Source organism: Enterocloster sp. (assembly GCF_057861365.1).
This window is the reverse complement of the sequence record NZ_DBMACH010000014.1, coordinates 60,786-85,572: the sequence shown is the minus strand read 5'-3', so window position 1 is coordinate 85,572 and position 24,787 is coordinate 60,786. Positions and strand designations below refer to the sequence as shown.

General features: G+C 48.2%; 27 protein-coding genes and 2 pseudogenes. 4 read left to right on the top strand and 25 right to left on the bottom strand.

Features of this window, described 5'->3' with window-relative positions:
- Positions 1–223: pseudogene (locus ACZM6M_RS13865) on the top strand (IS1380 family transposase); the annotation flags it as partial.
- Between the two features lie 246 nt (positions 224–469).
- On the opposite strand, the gene ACZM6M_RS13860 reads toward ACZM6M_RS13865, so the two are convergent.
- From ACZM6M_RS13860 to ACZM6M_RS13740, 25 genes and pseudogenes are all read right to left on the bottom strand, one after another.
- Positions 470–592: a hypothetical protein gene (locus ACZM6M_RS13860; RefSeq protein WP_278283777.1), complete on the bottom strand. Its 123-nt coding sequence runs from the start codon at positions 590–592 to the stop codon at positions 470–472.
- Between the two features lie 12 nt (positions 593–604).
- Entirely contained in the window at positions 605–826 is a 222-nt protein-coding gene (locus ACZM6M_RS13855; protein WP_096807407.1) for a transposase, read from the bottom strand.
- Between the two features lie 77 nt (positions 827–903).
- Positions 904–1,218: a hypothetical protein gene (locus ACZM6M_RS13850; RefSeq protein ID WP_096807406.1), complete on the bottom strand. Its 315-nt coding sequence runs from the start codon at positions 1,216–1,218 to the stop codon at positions 904–906.
- 562 nt (positions 1,219–1,780) lie between these two features.
- A complete protein-coding gene (locus ACZM6M_RS13845) occupies positions 1,781–2,089 on the bottom strand; it encodes a hypothetical protein (RefSeq protein WP_066545691.1) in 309 nt (102 codons plus the stop codon).
- Positions 2,090–2,458: a hypothetical protein gene (locus ACZM6M_RS13840; RefSeq protein ID WP_407407611.1), complete on the bottom strand. Its 369-nt coding sequence runs from the start codon at positions 2,456–2,458 to the stop codon at positions 2,090–2,092.
- Between the two features lie 20 nt (positions 2,459–2,478).
- Positions 2,479–3,156, bottom strand: coding sequence for a FadR/GntR family transcriptional regulator (locus tag ACZM6M_RS13835; RefSeq protein ID WP_317439092.1), 678 nt, complete (start codon positions 3,154–3,156; stop codon positions 2,479–2,481).
- Between the two features lie 14 nt (positions 3,157–3,170).
- On the bottom strand, positions 3,171–4,262 hold the full coding sequence (locus ACZM6M_RS13830; RefSeq protein WP_066545686.1) for an L-threonylcarbamoyladenylate synthase: 1,092 nt from the start codon (positions 4,260–4,262) through the stop codon (positions 3,171–3,173).
- Positions 4,263–4,409: 147 nt separating this feature from the next.
- On the bottom strand, positions 4,410–4,814 hold the full coding sequence (atpC, locus tag ACZM6M_RS13825; RefSeq protein WP_066545684.1) for an ATP synthase F1 subunit epsilon: 405 nt from the start codon (positions 4,812–4,814) through the stop codon (positions 4,410–4,412).
- An 18-nt stretch (positions 4,815–4,832) separates the two neighbouring features.
- On the bottom strand, positions 4,833–6,230 hold the full coding sequence (gene atpD / locus ACZM6M_RS13820; protein WP_066545682.1) for a F0F1 ATP synthase subunit beta: 1,398 nt from the start codon (positions 6,228–6,230) through the stop codon (positions 4,833–4,835).
- Positions 6,231–6,328: 98 nt separating this feature from the next.
- Positions 6,329–7,186 (bottom strand): ATP synthase F1 subunit gamma, encoded by an 858-nt coding sequence (gene atpG / locus ACZM6M_RS13815; protein ID WP_066545680.1) that lies wholly within the window; start codon positions 7,184–7,186, stop codon positions 6,329–6,331.
- Positions 7,187–7,207: 21 nt separating this feature from the next.
- Complete coding sequence (gene atpA, locus ACZM6M_RS13810; protein ID WP_066545675.1) at positions 7,208–8,728, bottom strand: F0F1 ATP synthase subunit alpha; 1,521 nt, start codon at positions 8,726–8,728, stop codon at positions 7,208–7,210.
- 14 nt (positions 8,729–8,742) lie between these two features.
- A complete protein-coding gene (atpH, locus tag ACZM6M_RS13805; RefSeq protein WP_066545672.1) occupies positions 8,743–9,282 on the bottom strand; it encodes an ATP synthase F1 subunit delta in 540 nt (179 codons plus the stop codon).
- A complete protein-coding gene (atpF, locus tag ACZM6M_RS13800) occupies positions 9,279–9,785 on the bottom strand; it encodes a F0F1 ATP synthase subunit B (protein ID WP_066545671.1) in 507 nt (168 codons plus the stop codon). The genes atpH and atpF overlap by 4 nt, the downstream gene beginning before the upstream one ends.
- A 42-nt stretch (positions 9,786–9,827) precedes the next feature.
- Positions 9,828–10,109, bottom strand: a complete 282-nt coding sequence (gene atpE, locus ACZM6M_RS13795; protein WP_066545669.1) for an ATP synthase F0 subunit C — start codon at positions 10,107–10,109, stop codon at positions 9,828–9,830.
- A 48-nt stretch (positions 10,110–10,157) separates the two neighbouring features.
- Complete coding sequence (locus tag ACZM6M_RS13790; RefSeq protein WP_417045956.1) at positions 10,158–10,919, bottom strand: F0F1 ATP synthase subunit A; 762 nt, start codon at positions 10,917–10,919, stop codon at positions 10,158–10,160.
- 21 nt (positions 10,920–10,940) lie between these two features.
- Positions 10,941–11,363, bottom strand: coding sequence for a hypothetical protein (locus ACZM6M_RS13785; protein ID WP_066545663.1), 423 nt, complete (start codon positions 11,361–11,363; stop codon positions 10,941–10,943).
- Positions 11,364–11,375: 12 nt separating this feature from the next.
- Positions 11,376–11,639 carry an AtpZ/AtpI family protein gene (locus ACZM6M_RS13780; protein ID WP_066545660.1) on the bottom strand — a complete coding sequence of 88 codons (264 nt, stop codon included), beginning with the start codon at positions 11,637–11,639 and terminating at the stop codon, positions 11,376–11,378.
- A 354-nt stretch (positions 11,640–11,993) separates the two neighbouring features.
- The gene (locus ACZM6M_RS13775; protein WP_066545657.1) at positions 11,994–12,866 is read right to left on the bottom strand and encodes an ABC transporter permease; all 873 of its coding nucleotides are present in this window, start codon (positions 12,864–12,866) and stop codon (positions 11,994–11,996) included.
- A 14-nt stretch (positions 12,867–12,880) separates the two neighbouring features.
- On the bottom strand, positions 12,881–13,828 hold the full coding sequence (locus ACZM6M_RS13770; protein ID WP_066545646.1) for an ABC transporter permease: 948 nt from the start codon (positions 13,826–13,828) through the stop codon (positions 12,881–12,883).
- On the bottom strand, positions 13,825–14,853 hold the full coding sequence (locus ACZM6M_RS13765; protein WP_340276576.1) for an ABC transporter ATP-binding protein: 1,029 nt from the start codon (positions 14,851–14,853) through the stop codon (positions 13,825–13,827). The genes ACZM6M_RS13770 and ACZM6M_RS13765 overlap by 4 nt, the downstream gene beginning before the upstream one ends.
- Complete coding sequence (locus tag ACZM6M_RS13760; RefSeq protein ID WP_337433358.1) at positions 14,837–15,850, bottom strand: ABC transporter ATP-binding protein; 1,014 nt, start codon at positions 15,848–15,850, stop codon at positions 14,837–14,839. The genes ACZM6M_RS13765 and ACZM6M_RS13760 overlap by 17 nt, the downstream gene beginning before the upstream one ends.
- 107 nt (positions 15,851–15,957) lie before the next feature.
- Positions 15,958–17,628 carry an ABC transporter substrate-binding protein gene (locus ACZM6M_RS13755; RefSeq protein WP_489490495.1) on the bottom strand — a complete coding sequence of 557 codons (1,671 nt, stop codon included), beginning with the start codon at positions 17,626–17,628 and terminating at the stop codon, positions 15,958–15,960.
- A gap of 116 nt (positions 17,629–17,744) precedes the next feature.
- Positions 17,745–17,813, bottom strand: a complete 69-nt coding sequence (locus ACZM6M_RS13750; RefSeq protein ID WP_242963030.1) for a hypothetical protein — start codon at positions 17,811–17,813, stop codon at positions 17,745–17,747.
- A 32-nt stretch (positions 17,814–17,845) separates the two neighbouring features.
- Positions 17,846–19,105: pseudogene (locus tag ACZM6M_RS13745) on the bottom strand (endonuclease Q family protein); the annotation flags it as partial.
- Positions 19,106–19,127: 22 nt separating this feature from the next.
- Positions 19,128–22,178, bottom strand: a complete 3,051-nt coding sequence (locus tag ACZM6M_RS13740) for a PAS domain-containing hybrid sensor histidine kinase/response regulator (protein WP_489490494.1) — start codon at positions 22,176–22,178, stop codon at positions 19,128–19,130.
- A 232-nt stretch (positions 22,179–22,410) separates the two neighbouring features.
- Between ACZM6M_RS13740 and ACZM6M_RS13735 the strand changes: the two genes are divergently transcribed.
- The 3 genes from ACZM6M_RS13735 to pcp are packed head-to-tail and all read left to right on the top strand — an operon-like array spanning position 22,411 to position 24,729.
- The gene (locus ACZM6M_RS13735; protein ID WP_418763279.1) at positions 22,411–23,106 is read left to right on the top strand and encodes a DUF969 domain-containing protein; all 696 of its coding nucleotides are present in this window, start codon (positions 22,411–22,413) and stop codon (positions 23,104–23,106) included.
- Between the two features lies 1 nt (position 23,107).
- A complete protein-coding gene (locus tag ACZM6M_RS13730; protein WP_489490493.1) occupies positions 23,108–24,037 on the top strand; it encodes a DUF979 domain-containing protein in 930 nt (309 codons plus the stop codon).
- A gap of 47 nt (positions 24,038–24,084) precedes the next feature.
- Complete coding sequence (gene pcp, locus ACZM6M_RS13725) at positions 24,085–24,729, top strand: pyroglutamyl-peptidase I (RefSeq protein ID WP_066545634.1); 645 nt, start codon at positions 24,085–24,087, stop codon at positions 24,727–24,729.
- Positions 24,730–24,787 lie beyond the last annotated feature (58 nt).

The window sequence follows — 24,787 nt, the reverse complement described above, 5'->3', positions numbered from 1 at the left end:
TTGATTTTGCGTCCGTAAGCAGTCATACCAGAATGGTAAATGCCAATAGACTGCAGGTACATGCTCTTGCGTATAACATATTTAATTGGTTTAGAAGATTGCTGCAAAAGTAGTTCATTCAGCAGGATATATCACATTCAAACTGTGCAGCAGTTGCCCCTATAAGAATGAATTCTATGAGACACTTTCAAATATCGGCAAGCTGAATGTACAGCTGGAATAGCAACTATTAACGAACATTGACAGCTTAACAACTGCTCTGAACTCTGCCACAGGGATTTTATACCCTTTTGACGGGTTAATTGAGTGATGTTATGGCTGCATGGATCAATTTTCAGATTCATGGTACTGTTATCAATTCAGATACTGTTCCGTGAATAATTCAGGTTTATGATATATATTTTTGAGATAATGCATGGTAAAATAGTGTCACTATAAATGAGCAAATTTAAAAAACTGCACAATAAGTTTATGCCGCAAAAACCAGAACCTCCTCAAAACGGATATGCTTTGCTTCGCACTGATAGATGAACCAGAGCCATTCTTTCTGGATATGCCTGTAAATGTAAGCATAGCCGTCTTCAAAAGACATGGCTTCACCACATCAGGTACATGCAAGCAGATATGCCGATGACATCAGCAGCCAGTACCTGCGGATTCCTTCCAATGAACAGATCTGATACCGGTCAAAGGCCAGTTTGTCCTTTATCTGACGGCAGAACACCTCTACTGGCCAGCGTTCCACATAAATGTCCAGAATTTTCTGGGTGCTCAAGGCAACATCCGTGCTGATGAAAACACACAGGGTTCTGGGATTCAGGAACACATCCTTCGAATGGCTGAGCAGAACTACGGCATTTTCAATGCTATTGAGACTCCCTTCATAACGGCAGACATAATAACTCAGCTACCAGAGGTCACGAGGCTGACAGCCGCATCTGTCTTCCGCAGATGAAGGGCGAACTCACAGGCCTTCTGCCTGATGCCACAGAGGTACAGTACCCAGTTCGTTTTCAGTACGCCAATGGTATAGAATCTCTTTTTGATAAAAGCGTCCATGATACCGCTGCAGGTATACCAGCTGTCGCAGAAAAAGTAAGAAACAACCGGAGGCACAGGCAGTTCCTCTGCAATGTCCTGTACGATTTTTACCTTGGATCTGGATTTATCGTACATGACAATGACATAATTCAGGACAATCCTATTGCAGGAAAACATAGCGGCTACAGCCTGATGCCCGTAATCCTGTTTCCCTTGAGGTGGGACTGGTGGAAATACGCATCTTCAATCGGATACAGAGCCCATGACGAAGGCTTTGCTTGAAGGAGATGGTATCATCCACAATACAGAACGCAGGGCTTCCTCATAAATAATCTGGATAATGGTGCTTTTTAGTATATCTTCCAGTCTGCTGTCATCTCATTTCCCTTTATTCAGGAAATGCGCGGTCATAGTACGGTGGCAGGAGCTGTATTTTTCAAAATCCACTTTCCATGATATCCGAGAGAAAAGACGAATATCAGTACTGCCATGATATATTTCATGGTGATCTGAGGAAAAACACGACATAAATTTAAGTTTTTAAAGCAGCGTTAAATGGTATATACTGTTTTTTATAGGACATCATTCTTTACAAGTTATTTATTTTTTTCGTCAAAAACAGTATACGCTCCAAAAGGCATGGTGTCTTTAGTTTTAAGGCATTTAAAGCAATTTGGGTGAAATTTCAAATTTGCTCATTTATAGTTGATAAAAAATTTTTTATTTTCAGCGTTGTGACCTATAACTGATTCGAATGGCTTATCTGGCGTGGGTGTGAAAAGTATTGAATCACTTTTCCACCTACATCTTTTATTCCCCTGCCTGACTGTTCTATTTGTTTTAAATTTTTAGCAACCGTTGCCATAGCAGGGCGTGCAGCTATCGCTGCTCCTTCCGCCTTTTTCACTGCCCCTTTCGTCTTTTTCTTCCGTTCACCGTTTTTGTCATTCCGGTTTGAAGCCAATAATTCCCCTGCTTTACAATAAATACCTGCTTTTAGAATCGAATTTTGATGAATAGCAGAAAAACATTGATTGATGTTTCGCATTTATTCCTTAATCAGTTCCGTCCTTCTCTTCTTTCCATACTCATAAGCTTTATTCCTAAGATAGATAATCTCCGACTGCATCATTAAGGTCATCTGAAAAATTGAATCTGTTAAGGCCTTGATTGAGAAATAAGATTTTTCTTCATCTACAATCCACAAAGCATCAACTACAATCCGTATTTTTCCGTTTCCTGATAGATCTGTACTCCAGTATTCCGGTATCTGTCTCAGTACATCATCATAAATCTTAGATGCTGTTTTTTCCGCCTTCTCCATCTGCAAAGTAAATGCCTCTTCCAAAAGCTTCATAGGAAACGCCTCATCATATGGTGAGATGCCAGCAAATATTGAACCGTTCTTAGCTTCCATTTCATTTCCTCTTTTATCGATTATTCTCCCCACTCCGCCCGATACCGATTACTGTTATACATCAAATGGAAATACATCTCCATCTTTGCATCCTCTCCTCTCCGATCCCGGATGGCCTCAAAGATCCTCCTGTGGGAAGAAAGTGTCTGCTCATATTCCGTTTCCTGAACCGAGACGGCAAACATCCGCACGCCCTCTGTGATCACAGGCACCAGATTGGTCATGATCTGGTTGTGGCTGCAGTTAGCGATCTGCTCATGAAACTGTGAATCCTTTAAGGAATAATCCTTTCTCTGACGGATCAGATCTTCCAGCTCCTCTTTGATCTGTTCCAGTTTCTGTAAATCCTCTTCGGCAGCATTCTGGGCTGCCAGTGCTGCCAGCTGAGGTTCCAGCATCAGACGTACCTGGATCAGATCCTCGGTCAGCCTGCGCCGGTCCTCCATCATGGAAAAACCCAGCGGATCATCCACAACGCCTTTTTTTTCAGAAATAAAGGTTCCGGATCCCTGACGGATGGTGACAATATTTCTGGACATCAGTATGCGCAGCGCCTCCCGGACAGTATTGCGTCCCACTCCCAGAGATTCCACCAGCTCTGCTTCCGTCGGAAGCTTATCCCCCGGGCCAAAGCCCTCCTTTTGTATCATTTCCAAAAGCATCTGGGCTGTCTTTTCACCCAGGGTCTGTTTTTCCATGTATTTTCCCCCTCTTATACACGCACAATCTTATATCCTGCCGCCTTGGACAAACGATTCATAATCGCCTGCCCCAGATGGTCTTCCCCAAAGCTTTCCGAAAAAATAACTTCTGCCTTCAGATCATCAAATTCCCGCAGTACTCCGTACAGGTTATGAGCGACCGATTCCTGGCTTTTTCTTGCTCCAATGCTGCGGACAATGCCCTCCGGGTAGGCAGCTCTGGACTCATCCGTACAGATAATTCCCACCCGCACTCCGGCGTCAATCTGCTCCTTTGCCAGTTTCCATACCATGGAAACCATGCGTTCTACCTGTTCCTGAGTCATGGAAGCCTTTTTGTCCTCCATCGCAGGCTCCACTAAAGTAAGCTCTGCCTTGGGAGCATAGTGTTTATACTTCATTCCAGGCGCCTTGGGACGCACGCCTTCTGCCATGGGGCCTAAAATAGCCGGATCAATCGTCACCTCTCCCAGAGTCTCTCTTAACATTTCCATCGTAATGGCTCCCGGCCGAAGCACCACAGGCACCTGTCCCGATACATCCACAATGGTAGACTCCACGCCGATCCCCACAGGGCCTCCGTCAATGATCATATCAATTCTTCCGTTCATATCCTGCCATACATGATCTGCTGTAGTGGGACTGGGACGACCGGAGGTATTGGCGCTGGGAGCGGCAATGGGAACTCCTGCCAGAGCAATCAATCGGTTCGCCACCGGATCGGAAGGCATCCGCACCGCAACTGTCTCCAAACCTCCTGTGGTTCCATAGGGAACCCGGCTGCTTTTGGGGAAAATCATGGTAAGCGGCCCCGGCCAGAAGGCTTCCATCAGCTTCTTACCAGCCTCAGGCATATATTCTACAAGAGGTTCTACTTCTTCCGGACAGGAAACATGGGCAATCAGAGGATTGTCAGAAGGCCGGCCCTTGGCTGCATAAATCTTTTTTGCAGCATCCTCATCCAGAGCATTTCCTCCCAATCCGTATACAGTTTCCGTAGGAAAGGCCACAAGACCGCCCCGGCGGATGATTTCTGCCGCCTCCAAAAGCTCCTCATCCCTTACATGTTCTGTATCCTTTATATAAATTCTCTTTGTCTCCATCACATCTGTACCTCTGTTTTCTTTCCTGTATTTCCCTCATTCTACCACGCAGCAAATGGAAAAACAATTAGTTTAAAGTATCAATCGCCGCCATAACAAAAAACAGCCGCCTTGCGGCGGCCATTTTTAATCAAACTATAATCTATTTTACTTTTCCACGGTTCCGATACGGACCAGAGCCCTGTGAAGCTTTGCCTCGATCATCTGACGCTCCACCTCAGACAGGCCGGACTTGTTCATCTTTTCCTCCGCCCGTGCCTTTGCACGCTTTGCACGCTCCAGATCGATCTCATCGCTCCATTCCCAGGTAGTAGGGATCAGACGGCACTCTCCGTTCATCACGGTCAGCATACCGCCGATACAGGCGGCTGTGCGCTCTGTACCATCCTCCATTATCACATGAGCAGTTCCCATGCCTACTGCCGTACAGTAGTTCATATGACGGGCCATGATCGCCAGATCTCCGTGGATCGTACGGCAGGAAACGCTCTGAACCTGTCCGTCAAAGACATTTCCGTCCATAGTCACAATCTGCAAATGGAAGGCTGCCATAAAGCCTCACCCTCCCTTCTACTGTGCCTTTTTCGCTTTCTCAAAGACATCGTCAATAGTTCCCGCAAACAGGAAGCAGCTCTCGGGAATCTCATCGCACTCGCCGTCCAGAATCTTCTTAAAGCCACGAATGGTTTCCTTTAACGGCACATACTGTCCTGCCATACCTGTAAACTGCTCTGCAACGGAGAAGCTCTGGGACAGGAAGCGCTGTACCTTTCTTGCTCTGGATACAGTCAGCTTATCATCCTCCGACAGCTCATCCATACCCATAATTGCGATAATGTCCTGCAGTTCTTTATATCTCTGAAGCACTCTCTGCACAGATCTTGCCACCTGATAGTGCTCCTCTCCTACTACCTCCGGTGAAAGGATACGGCTGGTAGACTCAAGGGGGTCCACAGCAGGATAAATACCCTGGCTGGCAATATCTCTGGAAAGAACCGTAGTTGCATCCAGATGGGTAAATGTGGTAGCCGGAGCCGGGTCAGTCAGGTCATCCGCAGGCACATATACAGCCTGAACAGAGGTAATAGACCCCTTCTTTGTAGAGGTGATACGCTCCTGCAGGGCGCCCATCTCCGTAGCCAGAGTAGGCTGATATCCTACCGCGGAAGGCATACGTCCCAGCAGAGCGGATACCTCGGAGCCTGCCTGGGTAAAACGGAAAATATTATCAATAAACAGAAGCACATCCTGATTCTTCACATCACGGAAATATTCTGCCATGGTCAGGCCGGAAAGGGCAACTCTCATACGGGCCCCCGGCGGCTCGTTCATCTGACCATATACCAAAGCGGTCTTGTCGATAACGCCGCTCTCCTTCATCTCGCCGTAAAGATCATTTCCCTCACGGGTACGCTCGCCAACGCCTGTAAATACAGACAGGCCGCCGTGAGCCGTAGCAACGTTGTGGATCAGCTCCATAATAAGAACCGTCTTTCCTACGCCGGCACCGCCGAACAGACCGATCTTACCGCCCTTTGCGTACGGACAGATCAGGTCTACTACCTTGATACCTGTCTCCAGGATTTCTGTAGCCGGCATCTGCTCTTCATAGGAAGGAGCCGGACGATGGATAGCCCAGCGCTCCACATCCTCAGGAGCAGGCTTCTCATCTACCGGATCACCTAACAGGTTGAATACACGTCCCAGACACTCATCGCCTACGGGAACGGTAATCGCACTTCCCGTATCTACTGCATCTGCACCGCGCACCAGTCCGTCCGTAGAACTCATGGCAATACAGCGCACTACATCGTCACCAACCTGCTGGGCAACCTCTGCCACCAGGCGATGACCATTTACATCAATCTCAATCGCATTCAGCAGCGCAGGCAGCTCTCCTTCCCTGAAACGGATATCCAGAACAGGACCCGTTACCTGCACTACCTTGCCTATATGTTTCTCAGTCATATACAAATCTCCTTGTTATCCACCCTTTGGCATGTTCTGCCAAAAAATGATGCATATCATCCCCGCACAGATACTCACGGGGCCGTCTATCCCGCAGATCAGGGCTCCTCCGCTCCTGCCACAATCTCTGTGATCTCCTGAGTGATGCTTGCCTGACGGGCGCGGTTATAGTAGAGACTCAGCTGTTCGATCATCTCGCCGGCATTCTTGGTAGCGGCGTCCATGGCGGTTCTTCTGGCAGCCAGCTCACTGGCTACAGACTCGCACATAGCTCCGTAAAGAAGTCCTGCCAGATACTCCGGCACAATGGAGTCAAATACAGTTTCCGCATCCGGCTCGTACAGAATCAGAGAACGGATCTTTTTTACATCCTTCTCTTCCCCGGAGAAATCCTCCAGAGGCAGCATGCCGGATACGCCGGGACGCTGTGAGAGCATGGAAATAAAATTGGTATAGCCCAGTGCCGCATGGCCAAAGTCGCCTGATTTAAAGCCTTTGCAAAGAAGCTTTGCAATAGTAAAGCAGTCGGAAACAGACAGATCTCCCACCTCAGCAAACTCTTCTGTGAGAATCTCTACCTTACGGCGCTTATAATACTCTACCGCCTTTTTTCCGATGGGAAGCACAATACAGTCCTTTCCTGCCATCTGCGCTTCCATCTCTTTAAACAGGTTGGCATTGTAGCCGCCTGCCAGACCTCTGTCTCCGGCAACTACTACATAACACCAGCGGCCGCTTTTTCCGGACCTGGTATAAACCGATGAAAAGTCCGTATTGCCTGCCGCAATGTCAGCCAGCGTATCCCTTAAAGTATGAAAATAGGGACGGCTGGCATCTGCCCGTTCCTTGGCCCTGCGAAGCTTGGAGGATGCCACCAGTTCCATTGCTTTGGTGATCTGCATGGTGCTCTGTATGCTCTTCATACGGAGCTTCACGGCTTTCATATTTGCAGCCATGGTCTTCCTCCTTTTATCTGATTATCTGGCCTTTAAAAAACGGTCTGTGTAATCCTTAAGAGCCGTCTTTAACTTCTCTTCTGTCTCGCCCTCCAGCTTACCTGTAGAGCGGATTCCTTCCATAGCGGACACACCTGCAGCATCACTGTCTAAGAAGGTGTAAAGTCCCTCTTCATAGGACTGGATATCCTCTACCTCAACCTGAGTTAAGATACCGTTTACAACGGCATACAGGATTGCTACCTGCTTCTCAACCGGAACCGGCGTACTTCTGCCCTGCTTTAATACCTCTACGATACGGGCGCCCTGAGCCAGACGGGCTTTGGTATCCGCATCCAGGTCAGAACCGAACTGAGCAAAGCTCTGAAGCTCTCTGTACTGAGAGTAAACCAGCTTTAAGGTACCGGCTACCTTCTTCATAGCCTTTATCTGTGCATTTCCTCCTACTCGGGAAACAGAAATACCCGGGTTTACAGCAGGCATAATGCCGGAATGGAACAGCTCTGTCTCAAGGAAGATCTGTCCGTCTGTAATGGAAATAACATTGGTAGGAATATAGGCTGATACGTCACCTGCCTGGGTCTCAATAATAGGAAGGGCTGTCAGAGAACCGCCTCCCTTTTCATCAGAAAGCTTTGCTGCACGCTCAAGCAGTCTGGAGTGCAGGTAGAATACGTCGCCCGGATAAGCTTCACGCCCCGGCGGACGGCGGATCAGCAGGGAAAGTGCTCTGTATGCAACTGCATGCTTACTCAAATCATCATAGATGATCAGAACGTGTTTTCCCTTGTTCATAAAATATTCTCCCATCGCACAGCCGGAATAAGGCGCAATGTACTGTAAGGGGCTTGTTTCAGAAGCAGTAGCCGTAACTACGATGGTGTAATCCATCGCGCCGCCTGCCTGGAGCTCAGATACCAGGTTTGCAACGGTAGAACGCTTCTGTCCAATGGCTACATAGATACAGATAACGTCCTTGCCCTTCTGATTTAAAATCGTATCCGTAGCAATGGTTGTCTTACCGGTCTGACGGTCTCCGATGATCAGCTCACGCTGTCCTCTTCCAATCGGGATCATAGAGTCAATTGCCTTGATTCCTGTCTGGAGAGGCTCCTTTACGGGCTGTCTGTCGCAGATACCGGGAGCCGGAGACTCTACGGGTCTGTATTCACTTGTTTCAATAGGGCCTGCTCCGTCAATGGGCTGGCCGATGGCATTTACAACGCGGCCGATCATAGCCTCGCCTACAGGAACAGATACGACCTTTCCGGTGCGCTTTACTGTCTGTCCCTCGCTGATCCCCTGGTCAGATCCGAATAATACAACAGAAACATTTGTTTCTTCCAGGTTCTGGGCCATTCCGAAGGTGCCGTCTTCAAATTCCAGAAGCTCGCCGGACATACAGTTTGTAAGCCCGCTGACTCTGGCAATACCATCGCCGACCATAAGGACGGTTCCCGTCTCGCTCTGCTCAATGGCATTCTGGTAATATTTGATCTGGCTGCGGATGACCTTGGATATCTCTTCAGGTTTTAATTGCATTCCATTCACATCCTTTATACGATGATTTCCGTAACTTTCTTTCGCAGTCCTGACAGACGTTCCTGCAGTGTGCCGTCAAGCTGCCTTCCCTCCAGCTCTGCCCTGATGCCGCCCACTACCTGCGGGTCAACCTTAAGGGTAAGCTGAATGGTTTTATTGCTAATCTTTTCCAGTCTGGCTTTGAGTGCCTCTTTCTGTTCCTCTGTCAGAGGCACCGCACTGGTGACCACTGCCTCAGCAATTCCCTGGTCTTCATTGTACCTGGTTCTGAATTCCCGGCAGCAGTCTGAAAACTCCCGGAGCATGCCGTTTTCACATAAAAGCTTCAGGAAATTCAGCAGATATACATGAATCTTACCTTCAAAAGCCGTATGGATCAGACCCACACGCTCTGTCTTTGGAATAGAAGGTTCTGCAAGGAGCCGCAGATAAGAGGGTTCTTCCTTAAAAAGCGCCCGAACCATGTCAAGCTGCTCTAACATTTCCTCTGTCAGCTTTTCTTCTGAAGCAAGGTCATAGAGGCTGCCTCCGTAGAGTCTGGCAGTTTTTGTCATGACGCCTCACCTACATTCTCAATAAACTCGTCTATCAGCTTCCTGTGATCGTCCTCGCTGATCTCGCGCTCGATCACCTTTCCTGCGATATCCATGGCAATGCCGCCGATCTCATTTTTGATCTCATTAACGGCTTTCTTCTTCTCCTGAAGGATATCGGCTTCTGCTTTTGCCTTAATACCGGCTGCCTGAGCCTTTGCCTCCTGCAGCATAGCCTCACTGCGGGCAGCTGCATCCTTCTGGGCATCCTGAAGGATTACGCTGGCAGTTTCTTTTGCCTTTGCCATCTCTGCCTCGTATCCGGCCTTCATGGTCTCTGCCTCTTCTTTTGCCTTCTTTGCGTCCTGAATCTGAGAATCTGCCAGAGCCCTGCGCTTTTCAATCACTTCGCGGATAGGCTTGAACAGAAACTTTTTAATCAGCCAGCACTGAATGAACAGGTTGCAGATCGTAGCAATGAAGGTCCAGGGTACGATGGTTACAAGTTCCTGTGTCTCTCTCATCTTCCTACCTCCTGTCTGCGGAATACGGTGTTCCCTTTTCCATTAAGACAGGAAATTCATGAATGTGCCAGGAGCAACGAAGATCAAAAGCAGACCTGTAACGAAACCGTAAATACCAGTAGTCTCTGCAATCGCACATCCAAGAAGCATTGTGCTGGTTACGTCAGACTTGCACTCCGGCTGACGGCCGATCGCCTCCAGCGCCTTTGCAACCGCATTACCTTCACCGATACCAGGACCGATACCTGCGATCAGAGCGCAGCCGGCGCCGATGGCACATCCTGCTAAAGCGATACCTTTTGCTAATACCTGAAAATCTGTCATGATAATTTTCCTCCTCGAAAATAAATGTTCTGAGTAAAATAAGTCTGCTTAACCTTCTGCCGCATTGGCAATGTACATGATGGTCAGCATACTGAAAATAAACGCCTGCATGAGACCGGAGAACCAGTCAAAGTATACAGACAGAATGGCGGGAATACCCACATCCAGGATGGGAATGCTTCCCAGGATTTCTCCCAGCGTGCCCGGAAGCCAGCCAAGCAGTGCAGAGCTTGCCACAGCCAGAGCCGCATAAAGAAGGCCGTTGATAACAACGCCGGAAAGAATGTTTCCAAAGTGACGGCAGGCCATACTGATGGGCGTTGCGATCTCAGAAAGGATATTGAACGGCGTCATCACCGGAATCGGTGTGGTAAAGCCCTTCATGTATCCCAGAAGACCGCTTGCCTTAATCTTGTTGGCTGTGATCATAACAAAGACCACTACCGCCCAGGCTGCTTCGACGGAAAGATCGGCTGTCGGGCTTCTAAGACCCGTCAGGCTGATCAGGTTTGACACCGCACTTGTGGTAAAGAGGGCTGCCACAAAGGGGATCAGATAGTCGAACTTTGTACCGCCGGTATTGTTGCGGACCAGATTAGTGGCCTGCTCTACCAGCATCTCTGCTACCGCCTGACGTTTGGAAATATTTTCCACCCTCAGATCCCTGGTAAGCCAGATACAAAAGCCTGTGATCAGGATCATGACAAGCCAGCTGACAACCATGGTCTCAGTGATCACAAAATCACCCAGAACGGGAATTCCTGTGGGAATCCTTAAGTATATGGCCGCACCTGAAATATCAAAGTTCATACTTGCAGTTTCATCTCCTTTCTATGGATTTGGTTTTGCATTTATCATTCCAAACATACTCAGCACCTTGATGCCTGCGCTTGGAAAAAACAGGGGGATAAGCCCTGCTGCACCATTCAGAAACGGAAGGGCTACTGCAAGCACCACCCACAGAAGCTGGGTAACGGTGCGGAACCGGTAGCTGGCCTTCATATCTTTTCTGGCCTGTTCCTCATCCTCGCCGGAAACGATCTTCTGAATCGTAAGTCCCATAAAGAAAAAGTTGGCCACAGCCACTCCGCTGCCTAAAAGGCCGCTTATAATGACCTTCATATCAAAGGGAACTGATGCAGGTGAAATCTTATGAAGAACAAAAAAAGCTGCAAACATAATGACGCACCCTGTCAAAGTAATCCCCGTCACACGGGCTGTCTCCTTTTTGACAGCCGGCTGAATCTGTGCCATCCTCATTCCTCCTTAAAAATGTTCGTTAAATGCCCTCTCATTGGTTCTTTTTTTCTTTTTCTGATGCTTCATAATGTTCTGGTAGACCTTCCAGGCCGTAGCTCCAGAGCCTCCCAGCCCAAAGAAAAAACCGGGAATATAGATCCACGTCCCGATACCAAAACGTCCGGTCAGCCAGCTGCATATAAGAACACAGAGAAGAAGAGGGGCTGCCAGGGACAATCCCAGCTGGGAAAACATAGAAAGAGAACTCATGGTATGGGCCCATCCCTTCATATGTGTGATCCTCCTGTCATATCCTGCGTACCTAAATTTTTTTGGTTGCCTATAGGATTATTTTTGTGCACTCCCTGTCATATTGCACAAATTCCTTTGGCATATTTTTCCATATCAGACACAGTTTTTTTTGTCATGTCCTTACTTTCTTTGTACAATATGAGTGAATTATACTCCATACCCATGGATTTATCAATGGTATTTAGGGAGTTTCTAAATTTTTTATAATATTATCATGCAATTTTTTGTTTGTTTTGCCTTTACGTCTTTTTAACTTGACATTTTTTTAACACATTCTGTTTCAATTTTTATACAATTTTTTTTAGATTTCTTGCTCTTCCCGCGTATCCTCTGTTACATTTTTATTATGGACAGGGGATCAAAGGCATCTCTGAGGGCGTCTCCCACAAAATTTACCGCTGTAACCACGATAATTATCACAAGTCCCGGAGGAATCCAGAGCCAGGGCTGTTTTGTAAGAACGGTAACCGACTGCGCGCTGTTTAACATATTTCCCAGACTGGCGGCCGGAGGCTGCACCCCCATGCCAAGAAAGCTTAAAGCAGCCTCATCCAGCATGGTAAGGGCCATAACAGAGGTGGCATAAACCAGCACAGGAGCCATGGTATTGGGAAGGATTTCTGAAAACAGGATGTGGAAAGCAGGCATGCCTGCCGCCTCACTGCTCTTTACAAAATTCGTCTCTCTTAAGCTGAGCACGTTTCCCCGCACCAGTCTGGCAATTCCCGGCCAGTCTACAAACCCCAGTATCAGGATAATGCTCCACAAACCGGGCTTGAAAATAGCGGCTGCCACTAAAACCAGAAGAATATAGGGAAATGACATAACCATATCCGTAAAACGCATGATCAGGATATCCGCCAAGCCCCCGAAATATCCAGCCAGAAGGCCCAGAAACACGCCCAGAGCAGTAGCGATCAGAGTAGCCAGTACGCCTGCAAAAAGGGAGGTTCGGGCTGCATATAGAAGGCGGCTCAGCATATCGCGGCCAATCTGATCCGTCCCCAGCAGAAATTCATCTCCGGGAGGTGCTCCGAAGGGTCCCACGATTGCCTCCGGATCATAGGGAGCGATCACAGGCGCAAGGACGGCGCTGCCGCAGATCAGAACCAGCACAGCCAGACTTGCCAAAGCCAGACGGTGGCGGCAGAATCTGCGCCATACCGCCCCCGCATAGGTCTCATGATTTTTCATTTGCTTTTTCATTTCATTTTCCTTTGCTAATCGTACTGAATGGAAGGGTCAACCACAGCATAGAGGATATCTGTAACCAGATTCGCTGCCAAAACCACCACAGCGGCTAAGAGGCAGACGCCCATAATCACAGGATAATCTCTGGATAAAATAGCGCTCATGGTCATAAGTCCAAGTCCGGGCCAGGAAAACAGCTGCTCCACGATCACAGCGCCTCCAAACAGAAGGGGAATCTGCATCCCGATCACTGTCACCACCGGCACAAGGCCGTTCCGCAGGGCGTGGCGGCCTATTACCAGCCGTTCCCCTATGCCCTTTGCCCTGGCTGTCCTCAGATAATCCTTTTGAAGGATCTCCAGCATGGAGCTGCGGATATAGCGGATATTTGTTCCCGCCATGGAAAGGGCTAAAACGGTCACAGGCATCACCATGTGGGCTGCCAGATCTCCAATCCCTCCGGAGCCTCCCAGGGTAATCATCCCGCTGGACGGAAGGAGTTTAAGCTTAATATTAAAAATGTAAACCAGAAGAAGGGAGAGAAAAAATCCCGGGATGCTGCTGCTTAAAAAGGACGCTGTTACCACCGCATAATCTCCTTTGGAATACTGGCGCACTGCGCTGTATATTCCCGCAGGGATACTGATAAGAAGGCTCACTGCCAGTGAAACTCCCATCAGTAACAGGGTGGGCCCCAGACGTTCCATGATCATCTGGCTTACGGGCTGGTAGGTCTTGATGGAAACACCCAGATTTCCCTTAAGAACCTGTCCCAGCCATATAAAATACTGAACATAGAAGGGCTTATCAAGCCCCAGAGCCGCTTCCTTTGCAGCTACTGCCTCCTGAGAAATACGAGCGCCCTGAAGCATTTCCAGAGGACTTCCTGCAAAGCACATGATCGCATAATCAATCAGCGTGATCCCGATGAGGGTAGGAATAGCAATGAGAAGCCGTTTTATAATATATTTTTTCATTCGTTTCTTTTTACCTCCAAAACAGCAGGACTACAAGCCGCCAGATGGGTGCTGCCCGGACGGACGGGACGAAGCGGTACCTCTGCGCTGCTGCATTCCGGCCTTTTCCTGAAGCAGCGGTCTTTAAAGGGACAGCCCTTATCCTCTGCCCCTGTGATGGACGGCTCATACGCTGTTCCTTCACTGGTCTCGCCCCAGTTTTCCTCCCTTTTTCTGGGATCCGGGATGGGCACTGCCCCAAGAAGGGTTCTGGTATAGGGATGGACCGGATGCTCAAACAGCTCACTGCTCTCCCCCGTCTCTACCAGTTTCCCCAGATACATCACCGCAATACGCCGGCTTACATAATTTACAGCCCCTAATCCATGTCCGATAAAAATACAGGTCAGGTCTAACTCCTTTTGAAGGCTTTTAAGCAGATTCAGGATCTGGGCCTGAATGGATACGTCCAGAGCGCTTACCGGCTCATCGCAGATCAAAAGCTTCGGCTCCAGTGACAGCGCCTTTGCAATGCCGATTCTCTGCCGCTGCCCGCCTGAAAACTCATAAGGGTAACGGTCCAGAGCGCTGAGAGGAAGCCCAACCAGCTCCATCAGATGCTCTGCCTTCTTATGAACCGTATGCTTATCCGCCAGGCTGTGGTAAAGCATGGGTTCTGAAAGGATCTGAAAGATCTGTTTTCTGGGATTTAAAGAGGAATAGGAATCCTGAAATACCATCTGGATCTCTGTGCGCACTGCGCTATAGCCTCTGCCTCCCTTTGCAGTCAGTTCCTGTCCTTTATACCAGATGCACCCGGAGTCCGGGGCTTCCAGCCCGGCGATCATACGGCCCAGAGTAGATTTTCCGCAGCCGGATTCTCCCACCAGCCCCAGTGTTTCCCCCGGATAAAGCTCCAGAGAAACATCATCTGCCGCCCGGATCCATGAGGTGGGACGGCCGAAAATGGGCCGGTTCTGGGGATAATATTTTTTCAGATGCTCCACCTTAAGCAGGGGCTCTGTATTCTTATAAGGTTCTGCCACTTTGCTCTGCCTCCTTTGCCCGCCAGCACCGCACCCGGTGAAGCTCCTGTGCCTTCTGTGTTTCCTCTGCCTTTATTTCTTCCAGCTCCTGGGGCGCTTCGCAGCCCTGCTTCCGGTAAGGGCACCGGTCTCTGAAACGGCAGCCGGTCATCTGCCCGTAATTTTCAGGAACCGTCCCCTCTATGGCCTGAAGCATTTTCTCCGGATTCTGCTCCATGGACGGAACTGCAGCCAGCAGCGCCTTTGTATAGGGATGGGACGGATGGTCAAAAATCTCAAATACCGTCCCTTCTTCTATGATCTGCCCCGCATACATCACCATAACCCGGTCTGCCATCTGAGCCACCAGTCCCATATCGTGGGTAATCAAAAGCAACGACATACGAAGCTCCCTTTTCAGGGAACGCAGCAGATTCATGATCTGGGCCTGGATGGTCACGTCCAGAGCCGTTGTGGGTTCGTCTGCAATAAGCAGAGAAGGCTGGCAGGATAAAGCCATAGCGATCATCACACGCTGACGCATTCCTCCGGAAAGCTGGTGGGGATATTTCTTCATCACAGCCTCTGCTTCCCGGATTCCTGCTCTGCCCAACAGATCAAGGGCCCGTTTCCTGCGCTCCTCTTTTCCCAGCTCTGTGTGGGCCTTTAAGCCCTCTTCCAGCTGTTTTCCAATGGTCAGAACCGGGTTTAAGGAGCTTAATGGATCCTGAAAGATCATGGACAGCTCTTTTCCCCTGACCTGATCCAGCTCCTTCCGATCCATTTTCAAAAGATTTCTTCCATTAAAAAGGATTTCTCCCTGTGACACACGGCCGCCCCGGCCCAAAAGCCCCATAACAGCCAGAGATGTAATACTTTTTCCGCAGCCGGACTCCCCTACCAGACAGACCGTCTCTCCCTGATCCACAAAAAAATCAATCCGGTCTGTGCCAATGGTATTTCCGCGTTCCCCTGCAAATGCAACCTGAAGGCCACGGACTTCCAAAATATGTGACATTCCTAACTCCTTTTTCAGATTTTGTAATGAACCGACATTCCCCGGCAAAAAGCTTTGCCGGGGAACGAGTAACAATGTATGGTCACGTACGGCAGACGGGATCACACTCAGCCTGTGATATCCCATTCTTCCACATGATTAAAGAAGCCGTATACCGAGGGGTTTACTCCGGTCAGGCGTTTATTTTTCGCTGCCATGGTGCGGATCACATACGCGGAAAACATGGGCACATCCTCCTGCATCCGGCGGTCAATGATACCGTACTGCTCTTTTAATTCTTCCTTATCGCTTAATACAGCGATTTTTGAAAGAGCCTCCTCTGCCTCAGCATGGCTGTAACCGGTCCAGCTTCCCTCGCCGCCTAAAAGCCATGCAATATCTACATAAGGATCTACAGGCGGATAGGTGTACTGCACCGCCATAATGTCAAAGTCTCCGCTTCCTGCAGTACTCATAAGCGTATTGATATCCATGGTACGGATCTCCGTCTGGATTCCCACAGCCGCCCACTGGGCTGCGATTACAGAGGCAGCATTTACAAAGGTACTGTCTCCGGAATCAATATAGAAACGCAGGGGAGAAGAAGGCATCCAGTTACTTTCTGCCAGAAGTTCCTTTGCCTTTGCAGGATCGTAAGAAACAGGCTCAATGGACGGATCGTAGTAAGGGCCTGCGGTGGAAAGGAAGCCGTCTACCACTTCTCCATTGCCCTTTAACAGCTGCTCTAAAATCTGATTTCTGTCAATGGCATATAAAAGAGCCTGGCGGAACTTCTGATCCGGCACATTTTTTGTATTGATAAATACAGACTGGTTGGTAATAGCGTCACCAAAGCTTGTCTCCACTGTTTCCAGCACCTGAAGGCTCTCATAATCCTCCAGCGGAATGGCGCTCATGGTGTTCTGTGTGATATCGATTTCCCCGGACTGAAGTCCCGCATAAAGCTGGCTTCCCTCTACAATACGGATATTCAGCTTCGGAATTTTAGGCGCTCCCTTCCAGTATTTCTCATTCGCCTCATAGGATACATAGTGATCCTTGTCAAAGGCGGTGACACGGTAAGGGCCACTTACTACATCCGGCTTTGCAAACCACTCGTGGGAGGCCAGCTCTGCCTCAGGGATCTCTCCGATCACATGCTTTGGAAGAGGCATCAGATACCGGGCATAGGAATTCTGAAAGGTAACTAAGGACATGGGCTCCTTTGTGGCGAAGCGCACCGTCTTATCATCCACCTTTGTGATTCCCTCAATATGGTCTGTTCCCATTTCCACAAAACCGTCATCACCAACACCTTCAAAGACATAATACATCATGGCTGTGTTGGCAATGGCCGGACTGCACAGGCGCAGAGCTGTGTATACTACGTCATCAGCTGTTACCGGCTGGCCGTCAGACCAGACCGCCTCATCGTCAATGTGTACCAGAAAATGTTTCTCGTCCTCTGCGGTAATGGAGTCTGCCAGCATGGGCTCAAACTCCATATTGGTGTCCAGCTCCATCAGCGGAAGAAACATCAGTCCGGTGGCATATTTATTGATCTCCACGCCGTCCATCAGGAGGGGATTCAGGGTATTTACTGTTCCTGTTACTCCCACATTTACAATCTTTTCCCCTGTGGCCTGAGCAGGCTTTTCTGCAGCTGCCTCCTGTTTGGCAGATTGGCTCTGGCTTTCGCTGCTTCCGGTACCTCCTGCACAGGCTGCCAAGGACAGCGCCATGGCAGCAGAGAGAACTGCTGCAAGACATTTTCCTGCAATTTTCCTATATTTTTCCATAATGTCCTCCTGGGTGTTACGTTTGCACACTATTCATAGTAACTTAGTATGGTTTTATTTATAGCATCCAGAGGGAAAAATGTCAATACCAGCCCTCTCTGGGTTTCTATATAAAATCAAACAGGTTCATCTGCCGGATCACCGATCACAAACAGTTCCTTTCCATCACGGTTCCATTCACGGATCAGACGGTACTGAATGGGGCTGATATCCTGAAACTCATCTGTCCGTCCGGATTTGCAATTTCATCCGGTTCAAAAAGCCGGATGATACCATATTCTCCGTCAAAGCCCGGAAGACGTTTTACCCGGCCTTCCCGCAGACGGCGGATCCCCTCAGAAATCAGATGACCAGAATGGCTTCTGATTTCTTCAATCGGAATCGTTCTTAAAATATCAAATTCCGTTCCCAGCTCATCCACCATTTTACAGTATTCTTCCTGAACCTTCTTTGACGCTGCAGACCGTCCGGTAGACGCAGCAATGACCTCCAAAAGAGGAACCAAGCTTTCAAACGTTTTTCTTCCCTCTGGTATAAAGCCTTCGGGCCGGTCTGCCAGCTGATCGATCCGATGAGAAACGCCCATAGTAAGCTTCTTTTTACATACCGGGCAGATCCCGCCATACCGTTTCGCCTCCGCCGGACTCAGACAGATGTGGCATTTCCGGTGTCCGTCGAAATGGTATTTCCCCTCCTCCGGGAAAAACTCAATCGTGCCTTCCAATCCCTCTCCTGTTTCAATGGCATTTTTCAGCCCCGCATAGGACATTTCACAGTTCAAAAGATTTGCCTCTCTTCCCAGCTTGGCAGGGGAATGGGCATCTGAATTGGAAATGAGCTGGAACCGGTCCAGGGCAGAAAGCCGCCAGTTCATCGGCGGATCGGAGGAAAGCCCGGTTTCCACTGCATGGATATAGGGCGTCAGCTCCCCAAAACAGTCCTCCACCCGGTCAAAACCAGAGCATGCACCAAACATGGAAAAATGAGGCGTCCAGATATGAGCTGGTATCAGCATTCCCCCTGGACAGATCTCCAGCATGACTTCCAGAAGATCATGGCAGGAAAGTCCAAGAATGGGACGGCCGTCTGAATGTATATTTCCAATCATTTCCAGTTTCGCCGACAGCCTCTGGGCATCCTCCAAATCAGGCAGAAGAATCAGACTGTGAACCTTTCGCACCTTTCCGTCCTGTTTGTAAATGGAGCTGATCTCTCCGGAAACAACAAAACGTGGCGTAGCTGTCTCTGACCGCCGTCCATTCTCTGACCTGTATTCGTCCTTCAGGCGGTACAGTCCGTCCTCTGCCCTGACCAGCTTCTCATACAGCTCTTCACGCCAGGCCGGATGGGTAAAGTCCCCAGTTCCTAAAAGATGTATTCCCTTTTTTCCCGCCTCCAGATCCAACTGCTCCGGTGTCAGCTCACGGCTGGTGGCTCTGGAATATCTGGAATGAATGTGAAGGTCTGCAATGTACATATCTCTTTCTCCCTGTCACTGTTTAATCATCTAACAACGCCATTAAGGTATTGTACAGTATTTTCATATCTACGGGTTTAGCCACATGGCCATTCATTCCGGCACTTATGGATTTCTGCACATCTTCTGCAAATGCATTTGCAGTCATAGCCAATATCACCATTGTCTTCGCCTCCGGATGGGACGAACTGCGGATTTTGCGCGTTGCCTCATAGCCATTCATAACAGGCATCTGTATATCCATTAAAATCGCATCGTATGTTCCCGGAACACTGCTTTCAAACTCCTCTACTGCCTGCAGCCCATTCTCCCTCAAAACACAGGTTGCTCCCCACATCTGAAGAAGTTCTGCCAGAATTTCTGAATTGATCGCATTGTCTTCTACCAGAAGAAAATGTCTTCCTTCCAGCGATTCCTCCGGTATGCATTCATCCGCATTTGGGGAACGCTTCTGCTTTCCGTCTGCCACAGCAAATTCCAGTTCAATCTCAAACATCGTTCCCTGATGAAGCTGGCTTTCTACCCGGATTTTACCCCCCATAAGATCTACAAGCCCCTTTGTAATACTCAGTCCCAGACCGGTTCCCTCTACCCTGTTCACCCGTTCACTGCGGCAGAAGGGCTCAAATAAATGGCTGATAAACTCCTGTGTCATACCGATTCCCGTGTCGCTGATGACAAAACGATACCTTACTCTTCCGCTTTCATATGACGGTATTTCCTCCGTCCTGAACCGAACGTTTCCGCCTTCCATGGTGAATTTAAATGCATTGCTGAGTATGTTGATTAAAATCTGTTTTATCCGTAAGGCATCCCCCTGAAAATACAGATGCTGTATCTCTCCCCGCTCAACCATAAATTTCAGTCCCGCGTCCTTTGATGGGGAAGCCATAATAGAGGAAATCTGATCCAGAAGTTCATCAATATGAATAACCTGCACATTCATATGCAATTTGGACTGCTCAATCTGGCTCATATCCAGAATATCGTTAATCAAACTCAGCAGATGCTGAGAAGATACAGAAATCTTTTTCAGATAATCCTCCACCTTCCGGGAATCCGAAAGATTGGCCTGCGCAAGGGTTGTCATTCCCACAATAGCATTCATAGGGGTACGGATATCATGGCTCATGGAAGACAGAAAATCACTCTTAACCCTGCTTGCCTTTTCTGCCTCTGATAATGCCTTCTCCAGATCATACTTCACTTTTCTTTCCGCGGCAAGCATATCGGTTACGTCTGTCCGCACCAGGCAGATTCTGCCAAGACTCAGATCAATGGCGGAAATAATCATATTTTTAGTCTGGATTTCATTGCTTCCATTATTTACAGAATACCGGAACGAATAGAATTCTCCGTCCTTCAGCCGGCTGACCATCTTCCCCGGATCCAGCATATCCCTTACATATGCTTTCTCCGAGTCCACCACAAGCTCCTCAACCACACGTCTCACCCGTTCCATCAGGCTTCCCTGAGTTTCTGTTATATTATGGTCCCCACCGCTTACGACTTTATACTGATCATTTATCAAATCCACGTCTGCAACCAGATCATAATTTAAAGATGACAGCATTCGGATGATTCTGTCCTGTATTGTCTTTTCCGTAATATCTGTAACCGTTAAAATACCCGTTATATCTCCCGTATCCGGGGTTTCCACAAGATTCACCTTAAACTGTACATATCTTCCCTGCGGATAATTCGGAAGCTTCACAAAACATGGCATCAGAACTTCCTTTATCCCATTTTCAAAAGCCCTGATAGACGGTTCATTTAAATATTTTTCATAAAACAGGCTCCGCTCCGCTTCTGACGCTACCAGAGTTCCAATTCCTGTAAAAAAATCCTCCCGTTTATCACCAAACCGTTCGAGAAGTCCGGAATTGGTACGGTCTTCAATCTCAATAATCTTATTTTTTGTGATATTACAATGCCCTAAAATCAGTGTGTTGGGATCTGTTATCAAATAATGCTGGAAAATCTGCTCCCTGTACTGAAGCCTTAATCTCTCCTGCATTTCTCTCTCTTCTGTAATGTCATGATAATCCGCATAAACCATGGCGTCCCCAGCTTCACACTGAATAACGGAAAATTTTGTATTGACCCAGATATAACCGCCGCTCCCCTTCTTCAGCCGGTATTGAAGGGCTTCTCTGTCGCAGTTTTCACGAATACAGCGGTCTAATGTCTGTTTTACATATTCCTGATCATCCGGATGGACACCTGAAAGCGCGTTTGTCTTATACATATCCCAGGCTTCTTCCATAGACATATCAACCATCTCGGCAAATCCATCGGACAGATACTCCGGAGTCAATCTCCCATTCAGTCCATGGTGAACAACAGCAACTCCGCCCGGAAGGTACTTCAAAACTGTCTCGAAATATTTTTCCAGACGCTCCTTTTCTCTTTTCACCGTTGCTTCTTCGGTAATATCCCTCACATATTTTATATATGCAGGCGTCCCGTTCCACTCTGTTTCTTTAAAATGTGTAGCATAGCAGCGCCCTCCCTCTTCATAGCTCGTCTCACAGGGCATTTCCTCTGACCCGCCCATCTTCATCATACAATGGAAACAGGGCTCTTTTTTATTATAAATATGCTCATAACATTTAGGTGTATTCTGCCCTTCCTCATTCCAGAATGCACGTTTAAAACCATTTACATAAAGAAGATCATAATTTTCTTTATCAATCACATAAATATTGTCTGCATTTTCACTGGCTATGCTCTGGAACAGCTGGGTTTCCTGGGACATTCCCCCAAAAAGGAGACAGTATGTTGTTCCATCCTCCCATCCCTCTATTTTATACCACTTTAAACAGCTTGTTTTCTCTTTGACCGGAGAGTAAACTTTGATTCCTATATGCCTGGACTTTGCGGACATAATTGCATGCTCCACTTCCATTCTGTCCTCATCACACAAAAGCCCCAGGGCATCTTTACTGAAATGCAGATCAAAATACGGCATATCATACCCTAAGAGCTGCACTACTTTTTCCGGACAATATTGAAAACAAAACGTTTTACATTCTTCATCATAAACGGCGACTGCGCCGCAAAATGCATTCAAAATTCTTTCTCCTATGCAATCCATTCTGTTGTTCCCTTCCTTGAAATCAACTTTTGTACTGTGTTTCTCTCTGTTTTAATAATACCATATTTTTTTATTATGTGTGTAGTCTGATCCGCTGAAGAATACAGAATATTTTCCTGTTGTTCCTCTCCGACAATTTTATCGACACATCCGGATGTCAAAAATAAAAAGCGCTTTTACAGCGCATTTATTAAGGAGGGAGATTTGTATGGAAATTGTGAAACTGATCGGCGTCCTCATCGTAATTGCAGGATTTATACTTAAGCTGGACACTCTAGCCGTGGTGGTAACAGCAGGTCTTGCTACCGGTCTGGTGGCAGGCATGAGTCCGCTGGAGATTCTGGATACTCTTGGAACCGCCTTTATCACTAACCGGACAGCTACTCTTTTTATCCTGACCCTGCCCGTTATCGGACTGTGCGAGTGCAATGGCTTAAAGGATAAGGCTGTCGATTTTATCAAATCGTTGAAAAATGTTACAACCGGCCGTCTGATTGCGATCTGGCAGGCTATTCGTACGGTTGCATCGGCATTTTCTCTTCGCATCGGAGGCCATGTCCAGTTTATCCGTCCTCTGATCAATCCTATAGCTCAGGCAGCCGCTGTTGTCCAGTATGACAAACTGGACGAAAAGACTGAAGATCAAATTAAGGGTATGTGCTCAGGAAGCGAAAATTACGGTAACTTTTTTGCTCAGAACTGCTTTATGGGTTCTTCCGGCACACTTCTGATTGTGTCCACCCTAAGTGAACAGGGCTATCCCGTAGACGCCCTTCAGATTGCCGGACAGTCAATCCCCATCGCCGTACTTTCTCTGGTGGCAGGTGTGGTCTATGCCCTGCTTTTTGACCGGATTTTGAAACGCAGATTCGGAGATAAACGCAGAAAAAAGGAGGCAAACTAATATGACCTGGACTCTCAGTACTGCAATTGCTGAATTCTTTTACTGTATTATAGGCCTTATTTTTATTGGCACAGGCTTTAAGGCTTTAAAGGATCCGACCTGTGAAAAACGGATTACAACCGCGGCCTTCTGGTTTATTCTGGCCGCTACATTTATTGCGGGTCCCTATTTCCCCAGATGGATCACCGGACTATGTGTCGTCCTTATGGCGATCCTCACTGCATTTAAAAGGGTTGCCCCCAGCAGCAGCGACGTTCCCGCGGCAGCCAAAACACGTGCAGCGGCAGACCGGTTAGGATATTCTGTATTTATTCCGCCTCTTCTTCTGGCCTTCAGCGCCGTACTGGTCGCTACCTTTTTTAAATCTTTGGGAGCCAATAACGCCATCGGCGTATCAGGAGTAATTGCACTTATTGCGGCTTTCCTGCTCTTTCGCCCAAAACCTGTATATGCGGCAAAGGACTGTACTCGTCTTACAGACAATGTCGGCGTCACCGGTATTCTCCCGCAGGTTCTGGCCGCTCTTGGAGCCGTGTTTACCGCTGCGGGAGTCGGCGATGTAATTGCCGCAGGCGTAAGCGCTGTGATTCCTTCCGGAAATCTGTTTGCAGCTACCGCAGTCTATTGTATTGCCATGGCGGTTTTTACCATGATCATGGGAAATGGTTTTGCTGCCTTTTCAGTAATTACCGTCGGGATCGGTATACCTTTCCTGATCGCACAGGGAGCCGATCCGGCGATTGTAGGCGCCCTTGGACTGACAGCTGGCTACTGCGGTACTCTGATGACGCCCATGGCTGCTAATTTTAACATTCTCCCAGCGGCAGTACTGGAAACGAAAAACAAATACACCGTAATCTTATCCCAGCTCCCCATGGCTCTTTTCATGCTGGCCATCCATATTGTACTGATGTATTTTCTGGCATTCTGATACATTTGAAGCTGTTTTCACACCATCTGCGGAAAGGATATTTTATTATGAAGCTTTTACTTACAGCATTTGATCCCTTTGGAGGCGAACCGGTTAACCCGGCTCTGGAAGCCGTAAAAAAAGTACAGAACCAGATCGGCTCTGTTTCTATCGTTAAGCTGGAGGTTCCCACTGTATTCGGAACATCCATTCAAACAGTGGCAAAGGCCATAGAACAGGAAATGCCAGACGCCGTCCTGTGTATCGGACAGGCCGGCGGACGCTATGGACTGACGCCCGAACGGGTGGCGATCAATCTGGATGACGCCCGTATTAAAGATAATGAAGGTAATCAGCCCATCGATCTCCCCATCTTTAAGGACGGAGCTCCGGCTTACTTCTCTACCCTGCCCATCAAAGCTATGGTGCAGTCTATCCGTCAGGCAGGACTTCCCGCCAGCGTATCGAATACTGCCGGAACCTTTGTATGCAATCATCTGATGTATGGCGTCCTTTATACTCTGGAACGGAAATACCCCGGAGTAAGAGGCGGTTTTATGCACGTTCCCTTTATCCACAGCCAGACCGTCAACCGTCCGGCTCCCGCCCCTTCCATGAGCATCGAAGATATTGCTGCCGGGATCGAAGCCGCAATCAGAGCTATCGGCGAACATGAATCTGATATAAAGGCTGCCGAGGGCGCTACACACTGATCTTATTTTATAAAAATCAAACTGGCTGCTTACGAAAGATTTCACGGATCGTTGATGA